Raw genomic sequence first — 26,384 nt, 5'->3', positions numbered from 1 at the left:
ATCGGGGGAGCCGGCCCCAACGACAGAGAGCCGGTTCCGTGTCATCGGAACCGGCTCTCTGTCGTTCGCCGTCCGGCGCGGGATCGGTGCGCCCGCCAGGGGCGCTCGGATCAGCGCAGGGCGATCAGTGCACCAGGATCTTGGACAGGAAGTTCTGCGCCCGCTCCGAGCGGGCATTGCCGAAGAAGTCGTCCTTGGTGGCGTCCTCGACGATCTCGCCCTTGTCCATGAAGATCACCCGGTTGGCGACCTTGCGGGCGAAGCCCATCTCGTGGGTCACGCACATCATGGTCATGCCCTCGCGGGCGAGCTGCACCATGACGTCGAGCACCTCGCCGACCATCTCGGGATCGAGGGCCGAGGTCGGCTCGTCGAACAGCATCACCACCGGGTTCATGGCCAGCGCCCGGGCGATGGCCACGCGCTGCTGCTGGCCGCCGGAGAGCTGGCCGGGAAACTTCTTGGCATGGGCCGAGAGGCCGACCCGGTCGAGCAGCTTGAGGCCGGTGTCGAGGGCGACGCCCGGGTCGCGCTTGAGCACCTTGATCTGGGCCAGGGTCAGGTTGTCGGTGATCGAGAGGTGCGGGAACAGCTCGAAGTGCTGGAACACCATGCCGACCCGGGCGCGCAGCTTGGGCAGGTTGGTCTTCTTGTCGTGCACGGGCGTGCCGTCGACGACGATCTCGCCCTTCTGGAAGGGCTCGAGGGCGTTGACGCACTTGATCAGGGTCGACTTGCCCGAGCCCGAGGGGCCGCAGACCACGACGACCTCGCCCTTGTTCACGGCGGTGGTGCAATCGGTGAGGACCTGGAAGTCGCCGTACCATTTGCTGACGGACTTCATGGTGATCATCGGGCCGGTGGTCTCGGGGGCCTGCGACGTGTTCAGCGGGGTGCGCATGGAAAAAACCTCAGGGCTCGGAATGCGAGGGTGACGATCCGGCGGGGGAGCGTCCGGCGTCAGCGGATGATGGCAATCTTCCTCTGGAGATGGCGCACCGCCATCGAGGCCACGAAGCAGACCGCGAAGTAGACCACGGCGGCGAAGAGATACATTTCGACGAGGCGGCCGTCGCGCTGGGCGATCTTCGAGGCCGCGCCGAGGAAGTCGGTGATCGAGAGGACGTAGACCAGCGAGGTGTCCTGGAAGAGGACGATGGTCTGGGTCAGCAGGATCGGCGTCATGTTGCGGAAGACCTGGGGCAGGATCACGCTCCGCATCGCGGAGAAGTAGGTCAGGCCGAGCGCCGAGGCCGCGGCGGCCTGGCCCTTGGGGATAGACTGGATGCCGGCGCGCATGATCTCGGAGAAGTAGGCCGCCTCGAACAGCGTGAAGGTCACCAGCGACGAGGTGAAGGCGCCCACCGTCATCGGCCGGTCGGCCCCGGTCACCCACTGCCCGAGATAGGGCACCAGGAAGTAGAACCAGAAGATCACCAGCACGAGGGGCAGCGACCGCATCAGGTTGACGTAGCCCTTGGCCACCTGCGGGATCACCGGGATGCTGGAGAGCCGCATCATCGCGATGAGCGTGCCGAGCACGATGCCCCCGAGGGCGGCGAGGGCCGTGAGCGTCAGGGTGAAGCGCATGCCATCGAGGAACAGGTACGGCAGCGCGGAGGTGATGACGGAGAAGTCGAAATTCGCGAGCATCGCGGCGATCCTTGAGGATGAGGGGGCTGAGGGCGATCCCTCAGCGATGACCCGGGACGGCGACGCGGCGCTCGATCCAGCCGGAGGTGAAGATCACCACGACGTTGATCAGGACGTAGAGGATGGTGGCGGCGGTGAAGGCCTCGAACACCTGGAACGAGAATTCCTGCATGGCGCGGGCCCGGGCGGTGAGTTCGAGCAGGCCGATGGTCAGGGCCACGGAGGTGTTCTTGAGGTTGTTCAGGAATTCCGAGGTCAGCGGCGGCAGGATCATCCGGTAGGCGCTGGGCAGCAGCACGTAGCGGTAGGTCTGGTAGACGGTCAGGCCCATGGCGGTGCCGGCCATCTTCTGCCCGCGGGGCAGGGCCTGGATGCCGGCGCGCACCTGCTCGGCGACGCGGGAGGCGGTGAAGAAGCCGAGGCAGACCACGGCCGTGTAGAACGGCGCGTTCGGCAGCTGCTTGACCCAGTTGCCCCAGGAACCCGGCAGCACCTCCGGCAGGACGAAGTACCAGAGGAACATCTGCACCAGGAGCGGGATGTTGCGGAACAGCTCGACATAGACCGTGCCGACGGCATTGGCGGTCTTCGAGGGCAGGGTGCGCATCACGCCGATGAGGGAGCCGAGGAAGAAGGCGATCACCCAGGCGCAGAGGGCCGTCACCACCGTCCACGTCAGGCCCGAGAGCAGCATGTCGGCGTAGGTGCCGGTGCCTTCCGGGGATTGTTCGAAGAAGATGCCCCAGTTCCAGTTGTAGTTCATCGCGTCGTCGTCCCCTGTGATCGGGCATCCGGGCGAGCGCCCGTGGCAGATGAGCGGGCGAACGCCCGTGAATGTGGCGGTGCTGTGTCGGACAGTGCCGAGACCTTGAGCGGAAGGTCCAGGGCCTTGAGGGTCGCGCCCCGGTCCCACACTGACATTTCCAGAGTTTTGCTGCTTTTCCGGGCACGGCCCCGCGCACGCCACGCGACGACCGCCGACTCGTCCCGAGGGGGCGGAGCGGCGGCCCTCGGGCGATTCGACCGGGCACGGAGGGGGGCGGGACGGATCGGACGGGACCCAGGGTGGCACATCGGTGCCCGCCCCTAGCATCATCCGGACCAGTGCCCGAGGGGGCGGGCCGGCCCCGGCTCAGGCCCGGGCCGGTGTGGCCGCCGGGACACCCTGCGGCGCCGGGCGGCCGAGGGTGAGGACCAGCAGGGCGGCGGCGAGGCAGAGCGCCCCGGCGGCGAAGAAGGCCGGCAGGTAGCTCGCCAGCTCCGTGCGCGAGAGGCCGGCGCCGTAGGCGATCGTCGCCGCGCCGAGCTGGTGGCCGGCGAAGACCCAGCCGAAGACGAGATTGGCGCGCTCGCGCCCGAACCGCGCCGCGGTCAGCCGCACGGTGGGCGGCACCGTGGCGATCCAGTCGAGGCCGTAGAACACCGCGAACAGCGACAGGCCCACGAAGGAGAAGTCCGAGAACGGCAGGAACATCAGCGAGAGGCCGCGCAGGCCGTAGTACCAGAACAGGAGCCAGCGGTTGTCGTAGCGGTCGGAGAGCCAGCCCGAGGCCACCGTGCCGACGAAGTCGAACACGCCCATCGCCGCCAGCACGCTGGCGCTCTGCACCGGCCCGATGCCGAAATCGGCGCAGAGGGGGATGAAGTCGGTCTGGATCAGCCCGTTGGTGCTGGCCCCGCAGATGAAGAACGTGGCGAACAGCACCCAGAACACGCGGGTGCGGGCCGCCTCGCGCAGGGCCGCGAGGGCGCCGCCGGCGCTCGGGCCCGGGGCTGTCGGAGCCGCGACGGGGCGCGTCTCGCCGTAGGGCGCGAGCCCGAGATCCTCCGGCCGGTCGCGCATCAGGGCGAGGACGCCGAGGGCCGCCGCCAGGAGCAGCGCGCAGATCACCAGGAGGGCGGCGCGCCAGCCGAGCGCCTCCGTGAGGGCGGCCAGCAGCGGCAGCACGACGAGCTGGCCCGTGGCGGAACTGGCGGTGAGGAGGCCGACCACGAGGCCGCGCGAGCGCGAGAACCAGCGCGTCGCCACCGTGGCGCCGAGCACCAGGGCGGTGAGCCCCGTGCCGATACCCACCACCACGCCCCAGAGCAGGACGAGCTGCCAGACTTGGGTCATCCCCAAGGAGGCCAGCAGGCCGCCGGCGATCAGCGCCAGGGCCAGGAGCACGATCCGGCGCGGGCCGTAGCGGTTCATCAGGGCGGCGGCGAAGGGGCCCATCAGGCCGAACAGGACGAGGCGCACGGCCAGCGCCGAGCCGATCGTCGCCGTGTCCCAGCCGAACTCCTTCTGGAGCGGCAGCATCAGGACGCCGGGGGCCCCGACCGCGCCCGCCGTCACCAGCATGGTCAGGAAGGTGGCGCCGGCGACCGCCCAGCCGTAATGCACGCCGCGGCGGGCGAGGCCGCGCGCGACGGCGTCGGACAGGCGCAGGGTGGGATCGGCGGCCATGGCACGTCTCCGGAGCGCCGCCCGACCGGCGCCACGCTTGCATAAGCGCATATGCACGCTTTAGACAAGGGGCCGCGTTTCAGGACCCCCGATGGCCGAGCCCCCACGCCCCGTCCCCCTCTGCCACTGCACCGCGATCCGCCAGGGCGCCCGGCAGGTGACGCAGTTCTACGACCGGCACCTGGCGCCGGCGGGCCTGCGCACCTCGCAATACGCGATGCTGGTGGGGTTGCGGCGGCTCGGCCCGATCTCGATCAACGCCTTCGCGGAGGCCATGGCCATGGACCGCACCACCATGGGCCGGGGCCTGAAGCCCCTCGAGCGCGACGGCCTCCTCGCCGTCGGGCCGGGACCGGACGGGCGCACCCGCGCGTTGCACCTCACCGAGGCGGGCCGGCGGCGCATCGCCGAGGCCGAGCCCCTCTGGCGCGTGGCCCAGGCGGGCTTCGAGGCGCGCTACGGCGCCGAGGCGGCGGCGGACCTGCGCAGCGCCCTGGCGCGGGTGGTCCGAGTGGTGTGACAGGGGCTCCGGTTGATGGCTTCGGTCAGCCTGTGCGTGCCGTTCTCCCTCTCCTTCCAGGAGAGGGGACCCGCGCCGGAACCCGAACGGGTCGGCCGGAGACCGGATGAGACGGAGTGCCTACCCCTTGCGGGGACGGGCCCCGAAGATCGCCGTGCCGACCCGGACATGGGTCGCGCCCATCTGGATCGCCGCGGGGTAATCCGCGCTCATGCCCATCGACAGGATCGGCAGGGTGTGGCGCTCGGCGATCCGGGCCAGCAGGGCGAAGTGGGGCGAGGGCGGCGCCTCGGCGGGCGGGATGCACATCAGCCCCTGGATCGCGAGGCCGTGGGTCTCGCGGCACGCGGAGAGCAGAGTGTCGACCTGGGCCGGCGAGACGCCGCCCTTCTGCGGCTCGTCGCCGGTATTGACCTGGATCAGGAGCTTGGGCGCCCGCCCCGCCCGCTCGATCTCCTTGGCCAGCGCCGCCGCCAGGGAGAGCCGGTCGAGGCCGTGGATGACGTCGAACAGCTCCACCGCCTCCCGGGCCTTGTTGGATTGCAGCGGGCCGACGAGGTGGAGCTCGACATCCGGGAAGCGCTCCCGCAGGGCGGGCCACTTGGCCTTCGATTCCTGCACGTAGTTCTCGCCGAACAGGCGCTGCCCGGCCTCGAGGGCCGGCAGGATGCCCGCCGCGGGGATCGTCTTCGACACCGCCACCAGGGCGACCGAGGCGGGATCGCGCTCCGCATCCTCCGCCGCCTGGGCGATCTGCCGGCGCACCGCCGCCAGCCCGGCCACCACGTCGGCGGCGCTCGGGGGGGACGGGGCGTCGCCGGGGGAGGCGTCGGCGCGGGACGCATCGTCGGGGGAGGCGTCGTGGGAAAGGGGGTCGGCCATGCTGCCTCGACGGGACGGGGTTCGGTGGGACGGTCGGCCCGGGACTACCATCCCGGGCGCGGGGTCGCGAAGGAAAAGGCGCATCGCGCCAACGCGGCGCCCGCGACGAAGCTCCCCCGCGGGCGGCGCACCCCGATCCGTGTTGACCCCTCCCCTCCCCGTGGTAGTCCGGCCCCCAGCCTCTCCGGGCAGGCCCGCGCCGCGCGGGCCGCCCCTCACCCCCAGAACCCCGGCGCCCGGCCCATGACGACCACCCCCAAACCCGCTCCCGAGCGCTACAACGCCAAGGAGACCGAGCCGCGCTGGCAGCAGGCCTGGGACGCGGCGGGCATCTACGCCACGCAGAACGACGATCCCCGGCCGAAATACTACGTGCTGGAGATGTTCCCCTACCCGTCGGGGCGCATCCACATGGGCCACGTGCGCAACTACGCGATGGGCGACGTGGTGGCGCGCTACAAGCGGGCGCGCGGCTTCAACGTGCTGCACCCGATGGGCTGGGACGCCTTCGGCCTGCCGGCCGAGAACGCCGCCATGGAGCGCAAGGTCAACCCGCGCGACTGGACCTACGCCAACATCGCGACCATGCGCGGCCAGTTGCAGAGCATGGGCCTGTCGCTGGACTGGAGCCGCGAGATCGCGACCTGCGATCCCGACTACTACAAGCACCAGCAGCGCATGTTCCTCGACTTCCTGGGCAAGGGGCTGGTGACGCGGCGCACGGCCAAGGTGAACTGGGACCCGGTGGACCACACCGTGCTGGCCAACGAGCAGGTCATCGACGGGCGCGGCTGGCGCTCCGGCGCCCTGGTCGAGCAGCGCGAGCTGACCCAGTGGTTCTTCAAGATCACCGATTTCGCGCAGGACCTCTACGACGCCCTCGACGGCCTGGAGCGCTGGCCGGAGAAGGTCCGGGTGATGCAGAAGAACTGGATCGGCCGCTCCGAGGGGCTGGAGGTCCGCTTCGCCCTCGAGGCGCCGCCGTCCCCGATCGAGCCCGAAATCAAGGTCTACACCACGCGGCCCGACACCCTGTTCGGGGCGAAGTTCCTGGCCATCGCGGCCGACCACCCGATCGCGGCGGCGCTCGCGCCGGCCCACCCGGCGCTGCAGGACTTCATCGAGGAGTGCCGGCGCACCGGCACGGCCCAGGCCGCCATCGACACGGCGGAGAAGCTCGGCTTCGACACCGGGCTGAAGGTCCGCCACCCCCTCGACCCGTCCTGGCTGCTGCCGGTCTACGTCGCGAACTTCGTGCTCATGGAGTACGGCACCGGCGCCGTGTTCGGCTGCCCGGCCCACGACCAGCGCGACCTCGACTTCGCCAACAAGTACGGGCTCGGCAACACCCCGGTGGTCTGCCCGGAGGACCAGGACGCGGCGCGCTTCGTCGTCACCGACACCGCCTATGACGGCGACGGGCGGATGATCAACTCGCGCTTCCTCGACGACATGACCACCGACGAGGCCTTCCACGCGGTGGCCAACCGCCTGGAGGCGGAGATCCTCGACGGAGAGCCGGTGGCGCAGCGCAAGGTGCAGTTCCGCCTGCGCGACTGGGGCGTCTCGCGCCAGCGCTATTGGGGCTGTCCGATCCCGATCATCCATTGCGAGGCCTGCGGCCCCGTGGCCGTGCCGGTGGCCGACCTGCCGGTGAAGCTGCCCGACGAGGTCTCCTTCGACGTGCCCGGCAACCCGCTGGAGCGGGACCACGCCTGGCGCAACGTCCCCTGCCCCACCTGCGGGCAGCCGGCGCGGCGCGAGACCGACACCATGGACACCTTCGTGGACTCGTCCTGGTACTATGCCCGCTTCACCGCGCCCTGGCTGCAGGACGCGCCCACCGACCGCAGGGCCGTCGACCAGTGGCTCGCCGTCGACCAGTATATCGGCGGCATCGAGCACGCGATCCTGCACCTGCTCTACGCCCGCTTCTTCATGCGGGCGATGAAGGCCACCGAGTGGTCCGGCGTCTCGGAGCCCTTTGACGGCCTGTTCACGCAGGGCATGGTCGTCCACGAGACCTACAAGGATGCGGCCGGGGCCTGGGTCCCGCCGGCCGACATCCGGATCTCGGCCGAGTCCGGCACGCGCGAGGCGTTTCACGTGAAAACGGCCGAGCCGATCAGCATCGGCGCGATCGAGAAGATGTCGAAGTCGAAGAAGAACGTCGTCGACCCGGACGACATCATCGCCAGCTACGGCGCCGACACCGCGCGCTGGTTCATGCTCTCCGACTCGCCGCCCGAGCGCGACGTGATCTGGACCGAGGACGGCGTCCAGGGCGCGGCCCGCTTCGTCCAGCGCGTCTGGCGCCTCGTCTCCCTGGCGAGCGCCGTCGAGACGGCCGAGGGAGCGGGCGACGCCGCCCTGCGCAAGGCCGCGCACAAGGCCCTGGCCGCGGTGGAGGAGGACGTGGAGCGCCTGCGCTTCAACCGCTGCGTCGCCCACATCTACACCCTGGCCAATGCCCTGGACGAGGCCCTGCGGGGCGGCGTCTCGCGGACGGTCGCCGGGGAGGCGGCCGGGATCCTGACCCAGCTGATCGCCCCGATGATGCCGCATCTGGCCGAGGAATGCTGGCGGGCGCTCGGCCGCGACGGCCTCGTCGCGCAGGCGGCTTGGCCGGAGGTGGAGCGTGCGCTCCTCGTCGAGGACAGCGTCACCTTGCCCGTCCAGCTCAACGGCAAGAAGCGGGCGGACGTCACGGTGCCGCGCAGCGCCGACGTCGCCGCGGTCCAGGCCCTGGTGCTCGCCGACGAGGCGGTGCAGCGGGCCCTGGAGGGCCGCGCCCCGAAGAAGGTGATCGTGGTTCCGGGCCGGATCGTGAACCTCGTCGTCTGATCGGGATCCGCGCCGCCAGGCCCTCCGCCCCATCGGATCTCGGGCCTGCCCGCGATCCGTCGAGCCTGCGGGGAGGCGTTGGCGGAAGGGGTAGTTGGGTGACCCTCACGCACAGGGGGCTGGCGGCACGACCCCCGCTCCCGGCCTCTCCCCGCGAGGGACGGAGGGACGCTTACAACGTCCACACCCCCGGTCCGGCGACCATGATCCTGCCGGATAGGAAACGTAAAGCTTGCGCCGATTAGGCTGTCGTCGGACCCCGGTTCGCCGTACAGACGGGCGGGACGAGACAGCGAGACGGCGGCGGGCATGATGCGCTTGGCAAACGGGGCAGGGGCGGTTCGGGCAGCGGCGACCGGCACGGTCGGCCGGGCCGCGCGGGTCGCCGTCGTCGCCACCCTGGCGCTCAACCTGTCGGCCTGCTTCCGCCCCCTCTACGGCCCCACCGCCTCGGGCGAGCCGATGGCCGCCCTCCTCGCCTCGGTGCAGGTCGACGACGTGGCGATGGCGCAGGGCCAGGAACGCCTTGGGCATTACCTGCGCAGCGAGCTCATCTTCGACCTCGACGGCTCGGGCCAGCCCTCGACCAAGCGCTACCGCCTGAAGATGCAGGGCAGCGAGTCGGTGCAGACCCCGATCGTCTCCTCGCAGACCGGTCGCGCCGAGGCCGGCACCATCGTGGGTACGGTCAAGTACGCCCTCGAAGACTTGAGCGGCACCAAGATCATCAGCGAGGGCGTGGCGACTTCGACCGCGACCTACGACCGCTCGATCCAGCGCTTCGCCAGCCTGCGGGCCGCCCGCGACGCCGAGATCCGCCTCGCCAAGGTCCTGGCCGAGCAGATCAAGACGCGCATCGCCTCCGTGCTGGTGACCAAGCCCTGAGCCGGACCGCCCCGTGACCGCCGTCAAGGCCAGCGACGTCGACGGGCTGATCCGGCGCGGGCCCGACCCGCGCATCGCGGTCCTGCTCGTCTACGGCCCCGATACCGGCCTCGTCTTCACCCGTGCCAAGGCGCTGGCGGAAGCCTTCGTCAGCGATCCGGGCGACCCCTTCGCGATGGTGAAGATCGACGGGGACGTGCTCGCCCAGGACCCCGGCCGCCTCGTGGACGAGGCCGGCACCGTCGGGCTGTTCGACGGCACCCGCACGATCTGGGTCCGGTCGGGCAGCCGCAACTACGCCCCCGCGGTCGAGGCGGCCCTGAAGGCCGAGATCCAGAACGCCCGCATCGTGGTGGAGGGCGGCGACCTGGCCAAGAGCGCCCCCCTGCGCACCCTCTGCGAGAAGTCGCCGAAGGCCCTCGCCCTGCCCTGCTACCCGGACGATGAGCGGGCGCTGGCCGACCTCATCGACCGCACGCTCCAGGACCAGGGCCTGCGCATCGCCCGCGACGCCCGGGACGTCCTCGCCACCAGCCTCGGCGGCGACCGCGGCGCCAGCCTGTCGGAGATCGAGAAGCTCGCCCTCTACGCCCGCGGGCAGGGCCAGGTCAGCCTGGACGACGTCGAGGCGGTGGTCAGCGACGTCGCCGGCAGCGTGCTCAACACGCTGATCGACGCCGCCTTCGCCGGGCGCAGCGGCGAGGTGGAGCGCGACTACCGCCGCTTCCGCCACGAGGGCATGGACCCGTCCGTCATGCTCGGCTCGGCCCTGCGGCACGCCCTGACGCTGCTGGCCACCCGGCTCGCCGGGGAGGGGCAGAGCGCCGGCGCGATGGTGGCGAACTGGCGCGGCCTGCATTTCCGGCGCAAGGCGCTCGTGGAGACCCAGCTCGCCCGCTGGTCGCCCCCGGCCCTGCGGCACGCGATCCAGCTGCTGCAGGACGCGGTGCTGGCCTGCCGCCGGGCGGACCCGGACCTGGCTCATGCCCACGCGTCGAGCACGCTCCTGCGCATCGCCGGCGAGGCCGCCCGCCGGCGCTGAGCGTCAGCCCTCCGGCAGCACGACCTTGAAGCGGTTGCAGAGCCCCCGGAGCTCCTCGGCGGTCTCGTAGCGGATGCGGATCTCGCCCGCCCCCGCCACCTTGGATTTCAGCGCCACGGTCACGCCGAGCGCCCGGGCCATGGCCTGTTCGAGGGTGCGGATCTCGGCGTCCTTCTCGGCCGCGCGGCGGGGCCGGCCGGGCCGGGGGGCGTCGCCCTCCGGCACCTCGGCGGAGGCCAGGGCCTCGACCTCGCGGACGGACAGCCCCTCCTCCACGATGCGGCGGGCGACGCCCTCGGCATCGCGCACGCCCAGCAGCGCGCGGGCATGGCCCGCCGTGATCTCGCCGGCCACGACCCGGTCCTGGATCGCCGGGGCGAGCTGGAGCAGGCGCAGGGTGTTGGCGAGGTGGCTCCGGCTCTTGCCCAGGATCTCGGCGAGTTCACTCTGGCTGTACTGGAACTCGCTCATCAGGCGCTCGTAGCCGGCGGCCTCCTCAATGGCGTTGAGGTCGGTACGCTGGACGTTCTCCAGGATGGCGAATTCGAGGGAGGTCCGGTCGTCGATCTCCACCGTGACCACCGGCACCTCGTGGAGCCCGGCGCGCTGGGCCGCGCGCCAGCGGCGCTCGCCCGCCACGATCTCGTAGGTGTCCGGCACGCCCGCGAGCGCCCGCACCACGATCGGCTGGATGATCCCGCGCAGCTTGATCGAGGCGGACAGCTCCTCGAGGTCCGACTCGTTGAAGCGGCGGCGCGGGTTGCGCGGGTTCGGGCGTAGGAACTCCACCGCGACCTTGCGCTGCGCCTGGGACTTGCTCGCCTCGGCATTGTCGTCGCCGAAATCGCCGATCAGGGCCGCGAGGCCGCGCCCGAGCCGGGGCCGCACCACATCATCCGCCATCGCCACCTGCTTCAACTCCGAACCTGACTGAACCGCTTCACAGGGCGGGGGCAGGGTGCCCCCGCCTCGTCACGCCGCGACGGGCAGGCGCCCCTCGCGCTGGATGATCTCCGAGGCAAGGCGCAGATAGGCTTGGCTGCCCGCGCATTTGAGATCGTAGAGCAGCACCGGCTTGCCGTGCGACGGCGCCTCGGACACGCGCACGTTGCGCGGGATCATGGTCTCGTAGACCTTCTCGCCCATGAAGCTGCGCACATCCGCCACCACCTGCGCCGACAGGTTGTTGCGCGGATCGAACATCGTCAGGACAATGCCCTGGATGGTCAGGCGCGGATTGAGGGCGCCGCGGACCTGCTCGACGGTGCGCAGGAGCTGGCTCAGGCCCTCCAGGGCGAAGAACTCGCATTGCAGCGGCACCAGCACCGCATCGGAGGCGGCCAGGGCATTGATGGTGAGGAGGTTGAGCGAGGGCGGGCAGTCGATCAGCACGTAGGTGACGCCCGCCGTAGCGCCGGCCTCGCCGACGCCCTTGAGCACGTTGCGCAGGCGGTGGGCGCGGTCCGGCGCGCTCGCCATCTCCAGCTCCAGGCCGAGCAGGTCCATGGTGGAGGGGGCCACCATCAGGCGCGGCACCGCGGTCGGGATGCAGGCCTGGCCCAGGGAAGCCTCGCCGGCCAGCACGTGGTAGGTCGAGACCTTGCGCTGGCGCCGGTCGATGCCGAGGCCTGTCGAGGCGTTGCCCTGCGGATCGAGGTCGATCACCAGCACGCTCTCGCCGATGGCCGCCAGGGCCGTCCCCAGGTTGATCGCCGTCGTCGTCTTGCCGACGCCGCCCTTCTGATTGGCCAGCGCCAGGATGCGCAGCGGCCGATCCGGATGGCCTCCGGTCGTCGGTACGGGAGTCGGATCGCTTGTCATGAATCCACGCGAGATAGGGTCGTGACGCGGACGATCCGCGCTTCCGACTCGGTTCGGCTCGGCACGAGATCGTAAACGAATCTCCACCGTTGCGCGGCCTCGGTCAATTCCGATTGGACATCACGTCCTTTCGGAAACAGGCCGACCGTGCCGGTTGTCAACAGCGGCTCCGCCCAGGCGAGCAGCTGGGCGAGGGGGGCGAGCGCCCGGGCGCAGACCACCGCGACCCCGCGATGGCCACCGATGACCTGCTCGATGCGGGCATTGTGCACCCGGGCCGGCGCAGCGGTGAGGCGGGCGGTCTCGGTGAGGAAGGCGCATTTGCGCGCGTTGCTCTCCACGAGATCAACCTGAAATCCGGTCCGCTCGCGGCCCGCGATGGCGAGGACCAGCCCCGGCAGGCCGGCGCCGGCGCCGAGATCGAGCCAGGTCTGCGCCTCCGGGGCGATTTCCCGGAGCTGGAGCGCATCGGCGATGTGGCGGGTCCAGACCTCGGACAGGGTGGCGGGCCCGACGAGGTTCTTCACGTTCTGCCAGCGCCGGAGCTGCTCGACATAGAGATCGAGGCGCTGCGCTGTTTCACGTGAAACACCCGCTGACGCCAGGACCCGATCGCGGTCGCGATCAGAGGCCATGGCCGGCCCCGCGGTCGGCTCGGCGGGCATGGGCGGCGAGCAGGGTCAGGGCGGCCGGGGTCACCCCCTCGATCCGCGCGGCCTGCCCCAGGGTCCCGGGGCGCACGGCTTCGAGCTTCAGGCGCATCTCGTTCGACAGGCCGGGAATCCCCGCATAGTCCAGCCGGATCGGCAGGGCGACCGCCTCGTCCCGCCGGAAGGCGGCGATGTCCGCCTGCTGGCGGTCGAGATAGACCGCATAGGTGGCGTCGGTGCAGAGCCGCTCGGCCACGCGGGCCCGCACGGCGGCGAGGTCCGGCCAGACCGCGCAGAGCCGCGCCCAGTCGATCCCCGGGTAGGACAGGAGCTGGAAGGCGCTGCGGCGGATGCCGTCCTGGTTGAGCTCAATGCCGACGGCGCGAGCCTGGTTGGGGGTCAGGCTCAGGCTGTCGAGTTGGGCGCGCGCGGCGTCGAGGGCCGTCTGAGCGGCGGCGAAATGCGCGGCCCGGCGCCCGCCGACGCAGCCGAGGGCGGCGCCCTTCGGCGTCAGGCGCTCGTCGGCATTGTCGATGCGGAGCGAGAGGCGGTATTCCGAGCGCGAGGTGAACATGCGGTAGGGCTCGCTCACCCCATGGGTGACGAGGTCGTCGATCATCACCCCGAGATAGGATTCGGCCCGGTCGAAGGTGGTGAGCGGAGAGCCCCCGGCGAGGCGGGCGGCGTTGATGCCGGCGACCAACCCCTGCCCCGCCGCTTCCTCGTAGCCCGTGGTGCCGTTGATCTGCCCGGCCAGGAACAGGCCCGGCAGACGCTTGGCCTGGAGAGTGGCGTCGAGTTCGCGCGGATCGACGTAATCGTACTCGATGGCGTAGCCCGGCCGCAGGATGGCGGCCCGCTCCAGGCCGGGGATCAGCGCGATGAGGTCGCGCTGGACGCTCTCGGGCAGCGCGGTGGAGATGCCGTTCGGATAGACCGTCGGGTCGTCGAGGCCTTCCGGCTCGAGGAAGATCTGGTGGCCCTCGCGGTCGCCGAAGCGGACGACCTTGTCCTCGATCGAGGGGCAGTAGCGCGGGCCCCGGCTGGCGATCCCACCCGAATACATCGGCGAGCGATGCAGGTTGGCGCGGATCAGATCGTGCACCGCCTGGGTGGTGCGGGTGATGCCGCACTGGATCTGCGGCGTGGTGATCCGCTCCGTCAGGGTCGAGAACGGGACGGGGTCCTCGTCCGCCGACTGCATCTCCAGGCCGGACCAGTCGATGGTGCGGCCGTCGAGCCGGGCGGGCGTGCCGGTCTTCAGGCGGCCGAGGGCGAAACCGGCCCGGTCCAACGTCCGGGCCAGGCCCAGGGACGGGGCCTCACCGACCCGGCCCGCCGGGATCTGGGTCTCGCCGATATGGATGAGGCCGCGCAGGAAGGTGCCGGTGGTGAGCACCACGGCGGCGCAGGGGAGGGTGCGTCCGTCGGCCAGGATCACGGCGGAGACGCGGCCCTGTGCGAGGACGAGGTCGGCCACCTCCCCTTCGATCACGCTGAGGTTTGCGGTCTCGGCGATGGCGGCCTGCATGGCGCGGGCGTAGAGCTTGCGGTCGGCCTGGGTGCGCGGGCCGCGCACCGCCGGACCCTTGCGCCGGTTCAGCAGCCGGAACTGGATGCCGGCGGCATCGGCGACGCGCCCCATCAGGCCGTCGAGGGCATCGACCTCGCGCACGAGGTGACCCTTGCCGAGCCCGCCGATCGCCGGATTGCAGGACATCGCGCCGATGGTGGCGGCCTGATGGGTGACGAGGGCCGTCCGCGCGCCGATCCGCGCCGATGCCGCGGCGGCCTCGACGCCGGCATGGCCTCCACCGACGACGATGACGTCGTAGGAATCAGGTGTGTGGTGCATGGGATCGATTAAGCGGCTGGGGCGCCGATGGTCAATCGAAGGATCGGCCGGGCCGCGGTTTTCACGTGAAACCGCCGGCTCATGCTCCCGCGGTCACAGACAGATGTTCGGCCCGGTCACTTGCCGATGCAGAAGCCCGAGAACAGCCGGTCCAGCATCTCCTCGACGCCCACATGTCCGGCGACCTCGCCCAGCGCCCGCACGGCGAGCCGCAGGTCCTCGGCGGCGAGTTCCGGCAGGGCCGTCCCGGCCAGTAGGCGGTCGAGATGCTCGCGGCAGCGGGTCAGTCCGAGCCGATGGCGCTCGCGGGTGATGAGGGCATCCCCGCTTCCCACCGCCTCTTCCGCCTTCGCCTCGATCGCCGTCAGCAGCCGGTCGAGGCCCGCCCCGGTCTTCGCCGAGATGCCGATCCCACCCTCCGGCAGGGCCGTCGCGGGGTCGAGATCGCGCTTGGTGTGGACGCGCAGCACGGGTCCGTCCGGCATCGGCAGGGACGGCGCGGATTCGGCGTCCGGTCCGGCCAGCAATACGATCAGGTCGGCCTGCTGCATGCGGGCGCGCGTCCGGCGGATGCCCTCCGCCTCGATCGCATCGCCGGCCTCGCGCAGGCCGGCGGTGTCGACGAGGACCACCGGCAGGCCGCCGAGATCGCAGCGGATTTCGATCACGTCGCGGGTGGTGCCGGGGGTGGCGGAGACGATCGCCGCCTCGCGTCGGCTCAGGGCGTTCAGGAGTGTCGACTTGCCGGCATTGGGCGGCCCGGCCAGGACCACCGTGAAGCCGTCGCGCAGGCGCTCGCCGCGGCGGGCATCGGCGAGCACCGTCGTGACCGCGTCGCGGATTGCCCGCGCCTTGTCCGCCAGCGCGGCATCCAGGGCCGCGTCGTCGACGTCGCCCTCGTCCGAGAAGTCGAGGGCCGCCTCGACGCCGGCGAGCAGGTCGATGAGGCGCCGGCGCCAGTCGGCCACGATCCCGCCGAGCGCGCCGTCGAGCTGGCGCAGGGCCTGTCGCCGCTGCGCCTCGGTCTCGGCGTCGATGAGGTCGGCGATGCCCTCGGCCTCGGTGAGATCGAGGCGACCGTTGAGGAAGGCCCGGCGGGTGAAGGCCCCGGGTCCGGCCGGGATGCATCCGGGGATGTCGGCCAGGGCCCGCAGGACCGCGCTGCGGACCGCGACGCCGCCATGCAGGTGAAGCTCCACCATGTCCTCGCCGGTGAAGCTGGCAGGCGCCGGCATCCAGGCGACGAGGGCCTGGTCGAGCGGCGTACCGTCGGGCGCGCGCAGGGTGCGAAGGGAGAGGCGACGGGGGACGGGGAGGGGACCGGCGAGGCTGCGGATCACCTCCGCCGCGGCCGGCCCGCTGATCCGGACGACGCCGACGGCCGAGCGGCCGGGGCCGGTGGCAGGCGCGAAGAGGGTGGTCTGTTCGGGCATGGGAGCGACGCCCCGGACGCCGACGCGAGTCGCGTCAAGCTGTCGTTAACCAGCTAACGAATTCGTTTCGTCGGGAAATCGTCGAATAGCAGCAAAGCACTGGCCGGACGCGGCGGACCCCGCCCCCGCGTCCGGCCGGATGAATCTCAGGTGTTCATCGAGTCGAAGAAGTCGTTGTTGCTCTTGGTCTGGCGCAGCTTGTCCATGAGGAACTCGATCGCGTCGGTGACGCCCATCGGGTTGAGGATCCGGCGCAGGACGTAGGTCTTCTTGAGCGCGTCCGGCGGCACCAGGAGCTCTTCCTTGCGGGTGCCCGAGCGGGTGATGTCGATGGCCGGGAAGATGCGCTTGTCGGAGACCTTGCGGTCGAGAATGATCTCGGAGTTGCCGGTGCCCTTGAACTCCTCGAAGATCACCTCGTCCATGCGCGAGCCGGTGTCGATGAGCGCCGTGGCAATGATCGAGAGCGAGCCGCCCTCCTCGATGTTGCGGGCCGCACCGAAGAAGCGCTTCGGGCGCTGCAGGGCGTTGGCGTCGACGCCGCCGGTCAGCACCTTGCCGGAGGAGGGGACGACCGTGTTGTAGGCGCGTCCGAGGCGCGTGATCGAGTCGAGCAGGATGACCACGTCGCGGCCGTGCTCCACCAGGCGCTTGGCCTTCTCGATCACCATCTCGGCGACCTGCACGTGGCGGGTGGCCGGCTCGTCGAAGGTCGAGGCGATGACCTCGCCCTTCACCGAGCGGATCATGTCGGTGACTTCCTCGGGGCGCTCGTCGATGAGCAGCACGATGAGGTAGCATTCCGGGTGGTTGATGGTGATCGACTGCGCGATGTTCTGCATCAGCACGGTCTTGCCGGTGCGCGGCGGCGCCACGATCAGCGCGCGCTGGCCCTTGCCGATCGGAGCGACGATGTCGATGATCCGCGGCGAGAAATCCTTCTTCGGCGGATTGTCCAGTTCGAGCTTGAAGCGCTGCGTCGGGAAGAGCGGCGTCAGGTTGTCGAAATGGACCTTGTGCTTGATCTTCTCCGGGTTCTCGAAGTTGATCGTGTTGACCTTCAGCAGGGCGAAGTAGCGCTCGCCGTCCTTCGGGCCGCGGATCGGTCCCTCGACCGTGTCGCCGGTGCGCAGGCCGAAGCGCCGGATCTGGGTCGGCGAGATGTAGATGTCGTCGGGGCCCGGCAGGTAGTTCGAATCGGACGAGCGCAGGAAGCCGAAGCCGTCCTGCAGCACCTCGACGGTGCCGGCGCCGATGATCTCGACCTCCTTGGCAGCGAGCTGCTTCAGGATCGCGAACATCAGCTCCTGCTTGCGCATGGTCGAGGCGTTCTCGACCTCGACCTCCTCGGCGAAGGCGATCAGGTCGGTCGGCGTCTTGGACTTGAGGTCCTGGAGCTTGACCTCGCGCATGCCGTCGAGATCGGCGGCGACGATTCCGCCCTCGGCCGGGCTTTCCACGGGGAGGGTCTCGTACGGTGACGTCATGGGGGATTCAGAACCGGCGGGAAGGGCGAGGCGGGGCAGAGGGTCGGACAGGGCAGTCGGGGAGTTTGGTCGCCGGGCGCCGTTTCGGCGCCGATCAGTCGGTCCGTCCTGGGGAAAGACGGCTCCGCGCATCGTCTTGGCGGAGCCAGGGGCTCACGGATGCAACGCGGCGTAACGAGGAGAGGCCCTAGCGGTACCGCGTTTCGCGGGATTTCGCAAGGTCCGCCCGCGGGGCATGCCTCGGGCCCTCCCGGGACCGCGCGGAACGCGCTTCCCAGAGGCTTCAGCGGCGGCGCAGGCGGACGTAGAGGGCCCCGGCGCCGCCATGGTGGCGGGCCGCCTCCTCGAAGCCCAGGACCACGTTGCGCAGCTCCGGCGCGCGCAGCCAGTGAGGCACGCTGCGGCGGAGCACGCCGCGCTCCGAGAAGGCGTCGTCGTAGGTCGGGCCGCCCTTGCCGGTGACCACGAGGACGTGGGTGTGACCGGATGCGCGGGCCCGCATCAGGAAGCCGATCAGCGCCCCGTGCGCCTCCGCCTGGTACATCCCGTGCAGGTCGATCCGGGCATCGACCTGGAGGGCGCCCCGGCGCAGGGCGAGGCGGACCCGGCGCTCCAGGCCGGGCGCGGTCGGGGGTGCGGGGGCCAGGACGGGGGCCGGCGGCACCGGCGGCGGGGTCGGCTTCAGCGCCGCGCGCTTGGCCAGCGTCCGGGGCATCGGCTTCGGCGGCGCGGGCTTCGTCGAGACAGGCTTCGAGGGGGCGGGCTTGGTGGGCGCCGCCTGGGTCGCCGCCGCCGCCGGGGTGGGCGTGGCGGCGGACGGCTTGCCCGCGGCGCCCCGCCCGGCGAGGCGGCCGCGCAGGGGCGTGATCAGCCGGGCGATCTCGCCCCAGAGATAGGCGTCCTCGCCGGAGAGGCCGCGCGGGCGCCGGGGCGTCTTCATGGGGCGGACGCCCCGGATTTCGGCAGCAGCACGACGAAGCCGACCGCGTCGCGCAGGTTTCCGGCGGCGACACCCGCCTCCGCGCCGGTGCCGAGGTAGAGGTCGCCCCGCGCCGGCCCGACGATGGCCGAGCCGGTATCGGCGGCGACGACGAGGCGCCCCGGCTCGGAGGCCCCGGCGATCCGCCCCTCGAGCCAGAACGGCAGGCCGTAGCGCCAGAGGGTGGCGTCCACCGCGAGGTTGCGGCCCGGGCTGAGCGGCACGCCGGCGCCGCCGGGCGGCCCGAGGCTCGGGTCGTCGATCTCGGCGAGGCGGAAGAAGATGTAGGAGGCGTTGGCCCGCATCAGCCGGGCGGCGTGCTGCGGGTTCGCCCGCAGCCAGCCGGTCCAGCGCGCCAGGGTGAGGCCGTCGAGGGGCAGGTGCCCCTCCGCCACGATGAGCTTGCCGATGGAGGTGTAGGGCCGGCCGTTGCGGCCGTCGTAGAGCACCCGGACCGAGCGCCCGTCGGTCAGGCGGACCCGGCCCGAGCCCTGGACCTGGAGCACGAACAGGTCGACGGCGTCGCGCAGGTAGAGCAGGGGCCGGGCCCGGGCCCCGAGGGCGCCGTCCTCGATCGCGGCCCGGTCGGGATAGGCCTCGAAGCCGTCGCCGACCCGGCGCGCGGCACGCAGGGACGGGTCGAGGCCGGGCCGCGTCTCGCCGGGCTCCAGGCTGACCAAGTCGTCGGGCCGGGCGAGCACCGGGGTGGTGAAATCCGGGCCCGGGGCGGGTGCGCCGACGAGTTCCGGTTCGAAATAGCCGGTGAGGAAGCCGGTGCGCCGCTCCGGGTCGCCGCCGGCCGCGGGCCTGACGATCCGGTAGGCCTCGAAGGCCTCCGCGAAGAAGCGCGCCGCCTCGGCCTCGGGCACGGTCTCGGCCCGGGCGCAGGCGGCCCGCAGCGCCTCGGGCGCGCCCGTGACGGTGGCGGGCTGGGGCGTCGCCGGCGGGGTCCGGCAGGTCCGCCGGAAGGCCGCCAGCGCCCCGGCGGCGTCGGGGCCGGGAAAGCCCGGCAGGGCGGCGGTCGCGACGGGCTCCAGCACGGCCCCGCCCACGCGAAACGGCTCGGCCGCGGGGGCGGCCGAGCCGGGGGAGGGGAGGCTGAGGGCGGCGAGGAGGATCGCCGCGGGACGGGAGAACCGGGTCACGCGATCCTGTACGGCGTCGGGCTCAGGCGCCGGCTTCCGTGGCGACGAGCTGCCAGTTCGGGTCGCGGGTGCCGAGGGTGCGGGCGAAGGTCCAGACGTCGGGGACCTCCACCACCGCCTCGGCGCTGCCGTCGGTGACCTGGCCCTGCGCGTTGCGGGTGGCGGTGATGAGGTGGGAGAGGAAGCGCACGGTGATCTGCGCGACGCGGTTCTTCACGTCGACGGAGACGATCTCGGCCTTGTCGAGGGAGACGAAGGTGGTCTCCACGGTCTCGCGGCGGCCCTCGCGGGCATCGATCTCGCGCTCGAAGCCCTCGCAGACCTCGCGGGAGAGCAGGCTGCGCAGGGTCTTGCGGTCCCCCTTGGCGAAGGCGATCACGATGGCCTCGTAGGCGCTGCGGGCGCCCTCCACGAAGGCGCGCGGATCGAAGGCGGGCTCGACCTGGACGACGGCCTCGAGGCCGTGGGCGATGGCCGAGCCGGGCTCGGCGATGCCGCGCCAGTCGCGCACGTCCGTCTTCACCGCGGTCTGGCCGCGCTCCGCCTGGGGCTGGACCCGGTCGGCGCCCGGCAGGCGCACGACGTTGTCGCCGTCCCCGCGCGCGGCCGGCGGCTCGGTGCGGCTGCGGTCCACCGGCTTGAAGGGCGAGCGCTCCGTGCCGGTCTTCTGACCCAGCACCGAACGCAGGCGCCAGATGACGAAGACCGCCAGCGCGAGGAAGATCAGGGTCGTCAAGTCGAAGGAGTCCTGCATCACTGATCCGATCGTGGCCGTGGCACGAATACGTTACTTCACGGGGCTCTGGAAACCCGGCCCGATTCTTCGGCTGACAGGCCTGGCCGAGGGAATCCCGGCCCAGTCGCGCAGCCATGTCGCGCAGTTGACGGCCCCTGCGCAAGGCGCGGGCCGGCGTCCCGCGCGCGGAGTCTCGGCCGGGACCGAACCTCCGGGGTCGTGCGATGATATGGATATCGCGGATGCCGATTCCAGGCGAGGGCGCGCGGCTGCGCCGCCTTGACCCGCCCGCGCGCCGCCTCGCCTTGTCCCGTGCGGACGAGCATGATAGCGCGCTATCGCGCCGGCCGGGCGGTGGCGGCGTGTCGGTGTGCAGGCCGGTCCGGCCGGCTCCGGGCGACCGGGACCGGCGCCTGTCACGGGTTCGCCTCCCGGACCCGGGGGCACAAGACCCGGGCTCCACCGCGCCCCGACGATTCAGGAAGAGGACAGAACGCCATGGCCGACACTCCGGCACCGAACGGCAACGGTGGCGCCACGGCGCAGACCGACGACGCGACGCCGACGATCAACGCGCTCGCGCAGTACACCAAGGATCTCTCCTTCGAGAATCCGAATGCGCCGCGCTCGCTGCAGCCGCAGGAGAGCGGACCGCAGATCAACATCCAGGTCAACGTCAACGCCAAGCAGATTGCCGAGTTCGATTTCGAGGTCGACCTGACCCTGGAGGGCGATGCCAAGATCGCCAACGAGGTGCTGTTCGCCTTCGAGCTGACCTATGCGGGCATCTTCCGCATGCGCAACATCCCGCAGGACCAGCTCCACCCGGCCGTGATGATCGAGTGCCCGCGCCTGCTCTTCCCCTTCGCGCGCCAGATCGTCGCCGAGGCCGTGCGCAACGGCGGCTTCCCGCCCCTCTACATCGACCCGATCGACTTCGTCGGCCTCTACCGCCAGAAGGCGATGGAAGCCCAGGCCCAGGGCGAGACCGGACCGCTCGCCTCCTGAGGGCTCTTCGCCCGGGGGCCTGCTCTGGGGCTCCTGCGCCCGGGGCGGGATCCGGCAGTTCCGCGGATCGAAGGCCGAACCCGAGCCTTGAAGGTCGGACCTGAAAAAAGAAGGCCGGACCTAAAAAGAAGGCCGGACCCGGCCGTTACGCGCAGCCGGTCCGGCCGCGGCCCATCCTGCCGCCGGCCGCCGGATCGCATCAGTTCCTGGATCGCATGCTCGCCACGCACCACCTCGCCCTGATCAATGTCTTCACGGGCGACATCCAGGGCGGGCTCGGCCCCTTCCTCGGTACCTGGCTCGCCGAATCCGCCTCCTGGAGCCCCTCGCGGGTGGGCTTCGTGACCACCCTGGTGGGCATCGGCTCCCTCCTCCTCAGCGGCCCCTTCGGCGCCCTGGTCGACCGGCTCGGCCGGCCCCGGCTGCTGATCGCGGTCGCCTGCGGGGCGATCCTGTGCGGCACCCTGCTGCTGCTGCCGGCCCGGGGCGTGATCCCGGTCTTCGCCGCGCAGATGATGGCGGCGGCGGGCGGCACGCTGCTGCTGCCCGCGGTCACCGCCCTCACCCTCGGCATCGTCGGCAAGGACCGCTTCCCGAAGCAGCAGGGCCGCAACCAGGCCTTCAACCATCTTGGCATCCTGCTCGCGGCCGGCGGCATCGGCCTCGGCACCGGCTGGTTCGGCCCGGCCATCGCCTTCTGGGTGCTCGGCGCCATGGCGGTCCTGGCCATCGTCGCCACGCTCACCACCCCGGGCCATTGCTACAGCGAGCGCCGGGCGGTGGGCTGGCAGGAGGATTCCGACGACAAGCCGGAGCGCGCCGGCCTGCGCAGCATCGTCGGCAACCGCAAGCTCCTCGTGCTGGCGGTGGCGCTGGCCCTGTTCAACCTCGGCAATGGCGGCATGCTCTCGCTGCTGGGCCAGAAGCTGGTGGCCACCGCCGTCGACGCCACGAGCTGGACCGCCCGCTACGTCATGGTGGCGCAGCTGGTGATGATTCCCGTGGCGCTGTTCGCCGGGTCGCTCGCCGACCGGCGCGGCCGGCGCCAGCTCCTCCTCGCCGCCTGCGCGGTGCTCCCCGTTCGCGCCGCGCTCTCGGCCTTCATCGACGATCCTCTCTGGCTGATCTCGGCCGAGATTCTCGACGGCGTCGCCTCGGGCATCATCGGCGTCGCGGTGCCGGTGGTGGTGGCCGACCTGACCTGGGGCTCCGGCCGTACCCAGACGGCCCTGGGCTCCCTCAACGCCATCCAGGGCATCGGCGGCGCGCTCTCGGCGTGGTACGGCGGCCTCGCCCAGGCGATGCTCGGCTGGACCGGGGCCTTCCTGGCGCTGGGTGCCCCGGCCCTCGTCGCCCTGGCCCTGGTGCTCTGGCTCGACACCACCAGCGAGGGCCGTGGCGGGCTCAAGGGCGACGCCGCGCCGGAGACGGCGTCCGGACTGAAGGGGTCCGAAGCGGCGGCCGAGGCCGGCGCGGGGACCGGCCCGACCCGGCGCGCGCCCCAGCCCGAGACGGCCTGAGGACGGATTGCCGCCGGGCGGAACGGCCCGCGCCCGCCCCGGTTTGGCGAGGGTGCCTCAGCCACCGGAGCCCCAGACGATGGACGATCGACCCGACGGACGGACCCTGCGGGTCACCGAGCCGCGCGCCGTGCCCTGGCTCAGCGTGGTGTTCGGCTACGGCCCGATGCTGCCCTTCGCCGCCGGCGCGCTGGCCGCCTGGGTCTGGAACGGCGCCCCCCTCGGACAGGCCGCCGCCGCGCTGACCATCCTGTGGGGCTGCGCCATCCTGCTGTTCCTGTCGGGGGTGCGCCGGGGCGTCAGCTTCCGCACCGAGGGCGGGGCCACCGTCACCCAGATCGCAACCATGATCGGCCTGTTCAGCCTCGGCTTCGCCGCCCTGGTGCTCACGACCCTCGACGAGGCCGTGCCGGCCCTGGTCCTGCTCCTCCTCGGCTTCGGCGCGATCGCCGTGCTCGATCCGATCGCGGCCCGGCGCGGGGAGGCGCCGCTGTTCTTCGCCCGCCTGCGCCCGGTGCAGATCCCCATCGCCATCCTGAGCCTCGCGGCGCTGCTCGCCCTCGCGCTCTGATGCCCGACGCGCCGATCCTTGGCGCGCGGATCCTTGGCGCGCCGATCCTCGACGCGCTTGCCGCCCCAGGCCGCCCGCGATAGAGCCCCCGGGACCCCGAACAGCCCCGACGGACGCGAAGATCACCATGGCCAAGGCCGATTCAACGAAGGCCGACACCCTGAAGCCGCGCCTGCCGCGCGGTTTCGTCGACCGGCGCGAGGACGAGATCGCCGCCCAGCACCGCATGCTGGAGACGATCCGCCGGAGCTTCGAGCTCTACGGCTTCGAGGCGCTGGAGACGCCCTTCGTCGAGTACACCGAGGCTTTGGGCAAGTTCCTGCCCGATCTCGACCGCCCGAACGAGGGCGTGTTCTCGTTCCAGGACGACGACGAATCCTGGCTCTCGCTGCGCTACGACCTGACCGCGCCGCTCGCCCGGCACGTGGCCGAGCATTTCGACGCGATCCCCAAGCCCTACCGGAGCTTCCGCGCCGGCTACGTCTTCCGCAACGAGAAGCCGGGCCCGGGCCGCTTCCGCCAGTTCATGCAGTTCGACGCCGACATCGTGGGCGCCGGCTCGGTGGCGGCCGATGCCGAGATCTGCATGCTGATGGCCGACACCCTGGAGAAGCTCGGGCTGACCGGCCAGTACGTGGTCAAGGTCAACAACCGGAAGGTCCTCGACGGGCTGATGGAATCGATCGGGCTCAGCGGTCCCGACAGCGCCGGCCAGCGCCTGACCGTACTGCGCGCCATCGACAAGCTCGACCGCCTCGGCGATGCGGGCGTGCGCGAATTGCTGGGCGCCGGCCGCAGGGACGAGAGCGGCGACTTCACCAAGGGCGCGGGGCTGGCGGAGGAGGCGATCGGCCGGGTCCTGGCCTTCACCGGCTGGACCGGAGCGGACGCGGCGCCGGCCGACACCGCCACCACGCTGGCGAATTTCGAGGCGTCCCTCGCGGGCAGCGCCGTCGGCCTCGAGGGCGTGCGCGAACTCGCCGACATGGCAGCCCTGTTCGGGGCGGCCGGCTACGACGGCCGCATCCGCATCGATCCCTCGGTGGTGCGCGGGCTCGAATACTACACCGGCCCGGTCTACGAGGCGGAGCTGACCTTCCCGGTCACCAACGACGAGGGCCAGGTGGTGCGCTTCGGCTCGGTCTCGGGGGGCGGGCGCTACGACGGCCTCGTCGGGCGCTTCCGCAGCGAGCCGGTGCCGGCCACCGGCTTCTCCATCGGCGTCTCGCGCCTGTTCTCGGCGCTGCAACTCGTGAAGAGCCCGCTCCTGGAGGGCATCGCCAAGCCCGGCCCCGTGGTGGTGCTGGTGCTCGACCGGGACAACATCGCGGATTACCAGCGCCTGGTCTCGACCCTGCGCGAGGCCGGCATCCGGGCCGAGCTCTATCTCGGCGGCTCGGGCATGAAGGCGCAGATGAAATACGCCGACCGGCGCGGCAGCCCCTGCGCCATCATCCAGGGCTCGAACGAGCGCGAGGCCGGCGAGGTCCAGATCAAGGACCTGATCGAGGGCGCCAAGGCGGCGGCCGCCATCACCAGCAACGCCGAGTGGAAGGCCGCGCGCCCGGCCCAGTTCTCGGTGCCGGTGGCCGAGATGGTCGAGCGGGTGCGCGAGGTCCTGGGACGCCACTTCTGACGTCCCAGGACTTCCGAGGTCCCAGGATTTCCGAGGTCCCAGGACTTCCGAGGTCCCAGGCGCGACCCGGGGCCGTGGAGGCGGGCTCCACGGCCGGGCGGGATCAGGCGACCGAGATGTCGACCTGGATGTTGCCGCGGGTGGCGTGGGAATAGGGGCACACCACGTCGGCGCGCTTCACGAGATCCTCGGCCACGGCCCGGTCGAGGCCCGGCAGGGTCGCCTTGAGGGCGACCACGAGGCCGAAGCCGGTGCCGTCGTCGCGCGGGCCGATGCCGACGCTCGACTCGATCTTGGACTCCTCCGAAACCTGGATCTTGTCCTTGCCGGCCACGAACTTGATCGCGCCGAGGAAGCAGGCGGCGTAGCCGGCCGCGAAGAGCTGCTCCGGATTGGTGCCGGCGCCGCCGCCGCCGCCCAGCTCCTTCGGGGTCGAGAGCTTGACGTCCACCTTGGAGTCGTCGGTCGCGGCGGAGCCCTCGCGGCCGCCGGTGGCATGGGCGTGTGCGGTGTAGAGTGCCTTCATGTCGGTCTCTCCTCGTGGTGAACGGACGCGTCGGTTCGGGCGCTCCGCCCCGGCCGGGCCGGGACGATCTCGATTGCGCGCAACCTAGTTTTCATCTCGCACGGAACTTGATTGTGCGCAATACGAGTTTTGCATAAGGTCGTGACAGGTCGCCGGTTCCGTACGGCCACCCATGAGGAAGGACACCGCACCATGTCGGGACGGACCACCCGCCCCCGCACCGAGCCGGCCATCGACCCGGGCGCCGACGCCCTGAGCCTCGACAGCCAGCTCTGCTTCGCCGTCTACGCCACGGCCCACGCCTTCGGGCGCGCCTACCGGGCGCTGCTCGCCGGGCATGACCTGACCTACCCCCAGTATCTGGTCCTGCTGGTGCTGTGGGAAGAGGAGGGCCTGACGGTCAAGGAGATCGGCCAGCGCCTGTTCCTCGATTCCGGGACCCTGACGCCCCTGCTGAAGCGCCTGGAGGCGGCCGGCCATGTCCGGCGCGCCCGGGACCGGGCCGACGAGCGGCAGGTCAGCATCTTCCTCACCCCGGCCGGCCGGTCCCTGCGCGAGCGGATGGAATGCGTGCCGGGCCTCGCGGGCGGCCTCACGGGCCTCGACCTCGACGGCCGCCGCGCCCTCCTCGACACCCTCGTCCAGCTGCGCAGTTCCCTGCACGAGAACCTCGCGCAGGAGCCGGGCCCGGACGCGGCACGGGAACACCCCCGGGCGGAAGCCGAAGCCCGATAAAGAAAGG

24 protein-coding genes are annotated in these 26,384 nt (G+C 71.6%); 9 read left to right on the top strand and 15 right to left on the bottom strand.

The features are described from left to right. Window positions 1–124 precede the first annotated feature (124 nt). From ACXJY8_RS19240 to ACXJY8_RS19225, 4 genes are all read right to left on the bottom strand, one after another. Window positions 125–853 (bottom strand): amino acid ABC transporter ATP-binding protein, encoded by a 729-nt coding sequence (locus ACXJY8_RS19240; protein WP_463780823.1) that lies wholly within the window; start codon window positions 851–853, stop codon window positions 125–127. Window positions 854–960: 107 nt separating this feature from the next. Beyond that, window positions 961–1,653, bottom strand: a complete 693-nt coding sequence (locus ACXJY8_RS19235) for an amino acid ABC transporter permease (protein ID WP_463772232.1) — start codon at window positions 1,651–1,653, stop codon at window positions 961–963. Between the two features lie 40 nt (window positions 1,654–1,693). Beyond that, complete coding sequence (locus ACXJY8_RS19230; protein WP_463772229.1) at window positions 1,694–2,416, bottom strand: amino acid ABC transporter permease; 723 nt, start codon at window positions 2,414–2,416, stop codon at window positions 1,694–1,696. Window positions 2,417–2,785: 369 nt separating this feature from the next. After that, window positions 2,786–4,102 (bottom strand): MFS transporter, encoded by a 1,317-nt coding sequence (locus tag ACXJY8_RS19225; protein ID WP_463772225.1) that lies wholly within the window; start codon window positions 4,100–4,102, stop codon window positions 2,786–2,788. A 91-nt stretch (window positions 4,103–4,193) separates the two neighbouring features. Here ACXJY8_RS19225 and ACXJY8_RS19220 point away from each other — a divergent pair, with 91 nt between their 5' ends. Next, entirely contained in the window at window positions 4,194–4,622 is a 429-nt protein-coding gene (locus tag ACXJY8_RS19220; protein ID WP_463772221.1) for a MarR family winged helix-turn-helix transcriptional regulator, read from the top strand. 120 nt (window positions 4,623–4,742) lie between these two features. Here the strand turns inward: ACXJY8_RS19220 and ACXJY8_RS19215 are convergent, their stop codons facing one another. Further along, the gene (locus ACXJY8_RS19215) at window positions 4,743–5,504 is read right to left on the bottom strand and encodes a YggS family pyridoxal phosphate-dependent enzyme (protein WP_463772218.1); all 762 of its coding nucleotides are present in this window, start codon (window positions 5,502–5,504) and stop codon (window positions 4,743–4,745) included. A gap of 243 nt (window positions 5,505–5,747) precedes the next feature. On the opposite strand from ACXJY8_RS19215, the gene leuS reads away from it, so the two are divergent. From leuS to holA, 3 genes are all read left to right on the top strand, one after another. Next, on the top strand, window positions 5,748–8,348 hold the full coding sequence (leuS, locus tag ACXJY8_RS19210; protein WP_463772213.1) for a leucine--tRNA ligase: 2,601 nt from the start codon (window positions 5,748–5,750) through the stop codon (window positions 8,346–8,348). A 309-nt stretch (window positions 8,349–8,657) separates the two neighbouring features. Continuing rightward, window positions 8,658–9,233, top strand: a complete 576-nt coding sequence (lptE, locus tag ACXJY8_RS19205) for an LPS assembly lipoprotein LptE (protein ID WP_463772209.1) — start codon at window positions 8,658–8,660, stop codon at window positions 9,231–9,233. Window positions 9,234–9,246: 13 nt separating this feature from the next. Beyond that, window positions 9,247–10,275 (top strand): DNA polymerase III subunit delta, encoded by a 1,029-nt coding sequence (holA, locus tag ACXJY8_RS19200; protein WP_463772206.1) that lies wholly within the window; start codon window positions 9,247–9,249, stop codon window positions 10,273–10,275. 3 nt (window positions 10,276–10,278) lie between these two features. Here holA and ACXJY8_RS19195 read toward each other — a convergent pair whose 3' ends face one another. The 9 genes from ACXJY8_RS19195 to ACXJY8_RS19155 form a co-directional block, all read right to left on the bottom strand. Next, entirely contained in the window at window positions 10,279–11,178 is a 900-nt protein-coding gene (locus ACXJY8_RS19195) for a ParB/RepB/Spo0J family partition protein (RefSeq protein ID WP_463780820.1), read from the bottom strand. A gap of 69 nt (window positions 11,179–11,247) precedes the next feature. Further along, window positions 11,248–12,096 carry a ParA family protein gene (locus ACXJY8_RS19190; protein WP_463772203.1) on the bottom strand — a complete coding sequence of 283 codons (849 nt, stop codon included), beginning with the start codon at window positions 12,094–12,096 and terminating at the stop codon, window positions 11,248–11,250. Further along, a complete protein-coding gene (gene rsmG, locus ACXJY8_RS19185) occupies window positions 12,093–12,731 on the bottom strand; it encodes a 16S rRNA (guanine(527)-N(7))-methyltransferase RsmG (RefSeq protein ID WP_463772200.1) in 639 nt (212 codons plus the stop codon). The genes ACXJY8_RS19190 and rsmG overlap by 4 nt, the downstream gene beginning before the upstream one ends. Next, window positions 12,721–14,601: a tRNA uridine-5-carboxymethylaminomethyl(34) synthesis enzyme MnmG gene (gene mnmG, locus ACXJY8_RS19180; RefSeq protein WP_463772196.1), complete on the bottom strand. Its 1,881-nt coding sequence runs from the start codon at window positions 14,599–14,601 to the stop codon at window positions 12,721–12,723. Before mnmG ends, rsmG begins: the two co-directional genes overlap by 11 nt. Window positions 14,602–14,717: 116 nt before the next feature. Continuing rightward, a complete protein-coding gene (gene mnmE, locus ACXJY8_RS19175; RefSeq protein ID WP_463772192.1) occupies window positions 14,718–16,034 on the bottom strand; it encodes a tRNA uridine-5-carboxymethylaminomethyl(34) synthesis GTPase MnmE in 1,317 nt (438 codons plus the stop codon). Window positions 16,035–16,180: 146 nt separating this feature from the next. Then, entirely contained in the window at window positions 16,181–17,446 is a 1,266-nt protein-coding gene (gene rho, locus ACXJY8_RS19170) for a transcription termination factor Rho (RefSeq protein ID WP_431739897.1), read from the bottom strand. A 358-nt stretch (window positions 17,447–17,804) separates the two neighbouring features. Further along, window positions 17,805–18,461, bottom strand: coding sequence for a Smr/MutS family protein (locus tag ACXJY8_RS19165; protein WP_463772187.1), 657 nt, complete (start codon window positions 18,459–18,461; stop codon window positions 17,805–17,807). Continuing rightward, window positions 18,458–19,645 carry a murein transglycosylase A gene (mltA, locus tag ACXJY8_RS19160; RefSeq protein WP_463772185.1) on the bottom strand — a complete coding sequence of 396 codons (1,188 nt, stop codon included), beginning with the start codon at window positions 19,643–19,645 and terminating at the stop codon, window positions 18,458–18,460. The genes ACXJY8_RS19165 and mltA overlap by 4 nt, the downstream gene beginning before the upstream one ends. Window positions 19,646–19,667: 22 nt before the next feature. Next, window positions 19,668–20,399, bottom strand: a complete 732-nt coding sequence (locus ACXJY8_RS19155; RefSeq protein WP_463772182.1) for a Tim44/TimA family putative adaptor protein — start codon at window positions 20,397–20,399, stop codon at window positions 19,668–19,670. A 480-nt stretch (window positions 20,400–20,879) separates the two neighbouring features. Here ACXJY8_RS19155 and secB point away from each other — a divergent pair, with 480 nt between their 5' ends. The 4 genes from secB to hisS all read left to right on the top strand — a co-directional run bounded on the left by secB (window position 20,880) and on the right by hisS (window position 25,116). Then, window positions 20,880–21,389: a protein-export chaperone SecB gene (gene secB / locus ACXJY8_RS19150; protein ID WP_463772179.1), complete on the top strand. Its 510-nt coding sequence runs from the start codon at window positions 20,880–20,882 to the stop codon at window positions 21,387–21,389. Between the two features lie 215 nt (window positions 21,390–21,604). Continuing rightward, complete coding sequence (locus ACXJY8_RS19145; protein WP_463772177.1) at window positions 21,605–22,909, top strand: MFS transporter; 1,305 nt, start codon at window positions 21,605–21,607, stop codon at window positions 22,907–22,909. Between the two features lie 79 nt (window positions 22,910–22,988). After that, entirely contained in the window at window positions 22,989–23,480 is a 492-nt protein-coding gene (locus ACXJY8_RS19140) for a DUF3429 domain-containing protein (RefSeq protein WP_463772174.1), read from the top strand. 127 nt (window positions 23,481–23,607) lie between these two features. Next, on the top strand, window positions 23,608–25,116 hold the full coding sequence (gene hisS, locus ACXJY8_RS19135; RefSeq protein WP_463772171.1) for a histidine--tRNA ligase: 1,509 nt from the start codon (window positions 23,608–23,610) through the stop codon (window positions 25,114–25,116). A gap of 103 nt (window positions 25,117–25,219) precedes the next feature. On the opposite strand, the gene ACXJY8_RS19130 is transcribed toward hisS, so the two are convergent. Next, entirely contained in the window at window positions 25,220–25,642 is a 423-nt protein-coding gene (locus ACXJY8_RS19130; protein WP_056187450.1) for an organic hydroperoxide resistance protein, read from the bottom strand. 192 nt (window positions 25,643–25,834) lie between these two features. Here ACXJY8_RS19130 and ACXJY8_RS19125 point away from each other — a divergent pair, with 192 nt between their 5' ends. Then, a complete protein-coding gene (locus ACXJY8_RS19125; RefSeq protein WP_463772167.1) occupies window positions 25,835–26,377 on the top strand; it encodes a MarR family winged helix-turn-helix transcriptional regulator in 543 nt (180 codons plus the stop codon). Window positions 26,378–26,384: the final 7 nt, after the last annotated feature.

The organism is Methylobacterium sp. TK31, assembly GCF_055361545.1.
Note: the sequence above shows the minus strand (reverse complement) of the source record. Positions and strands in the feature narration are given on the sequence as shown.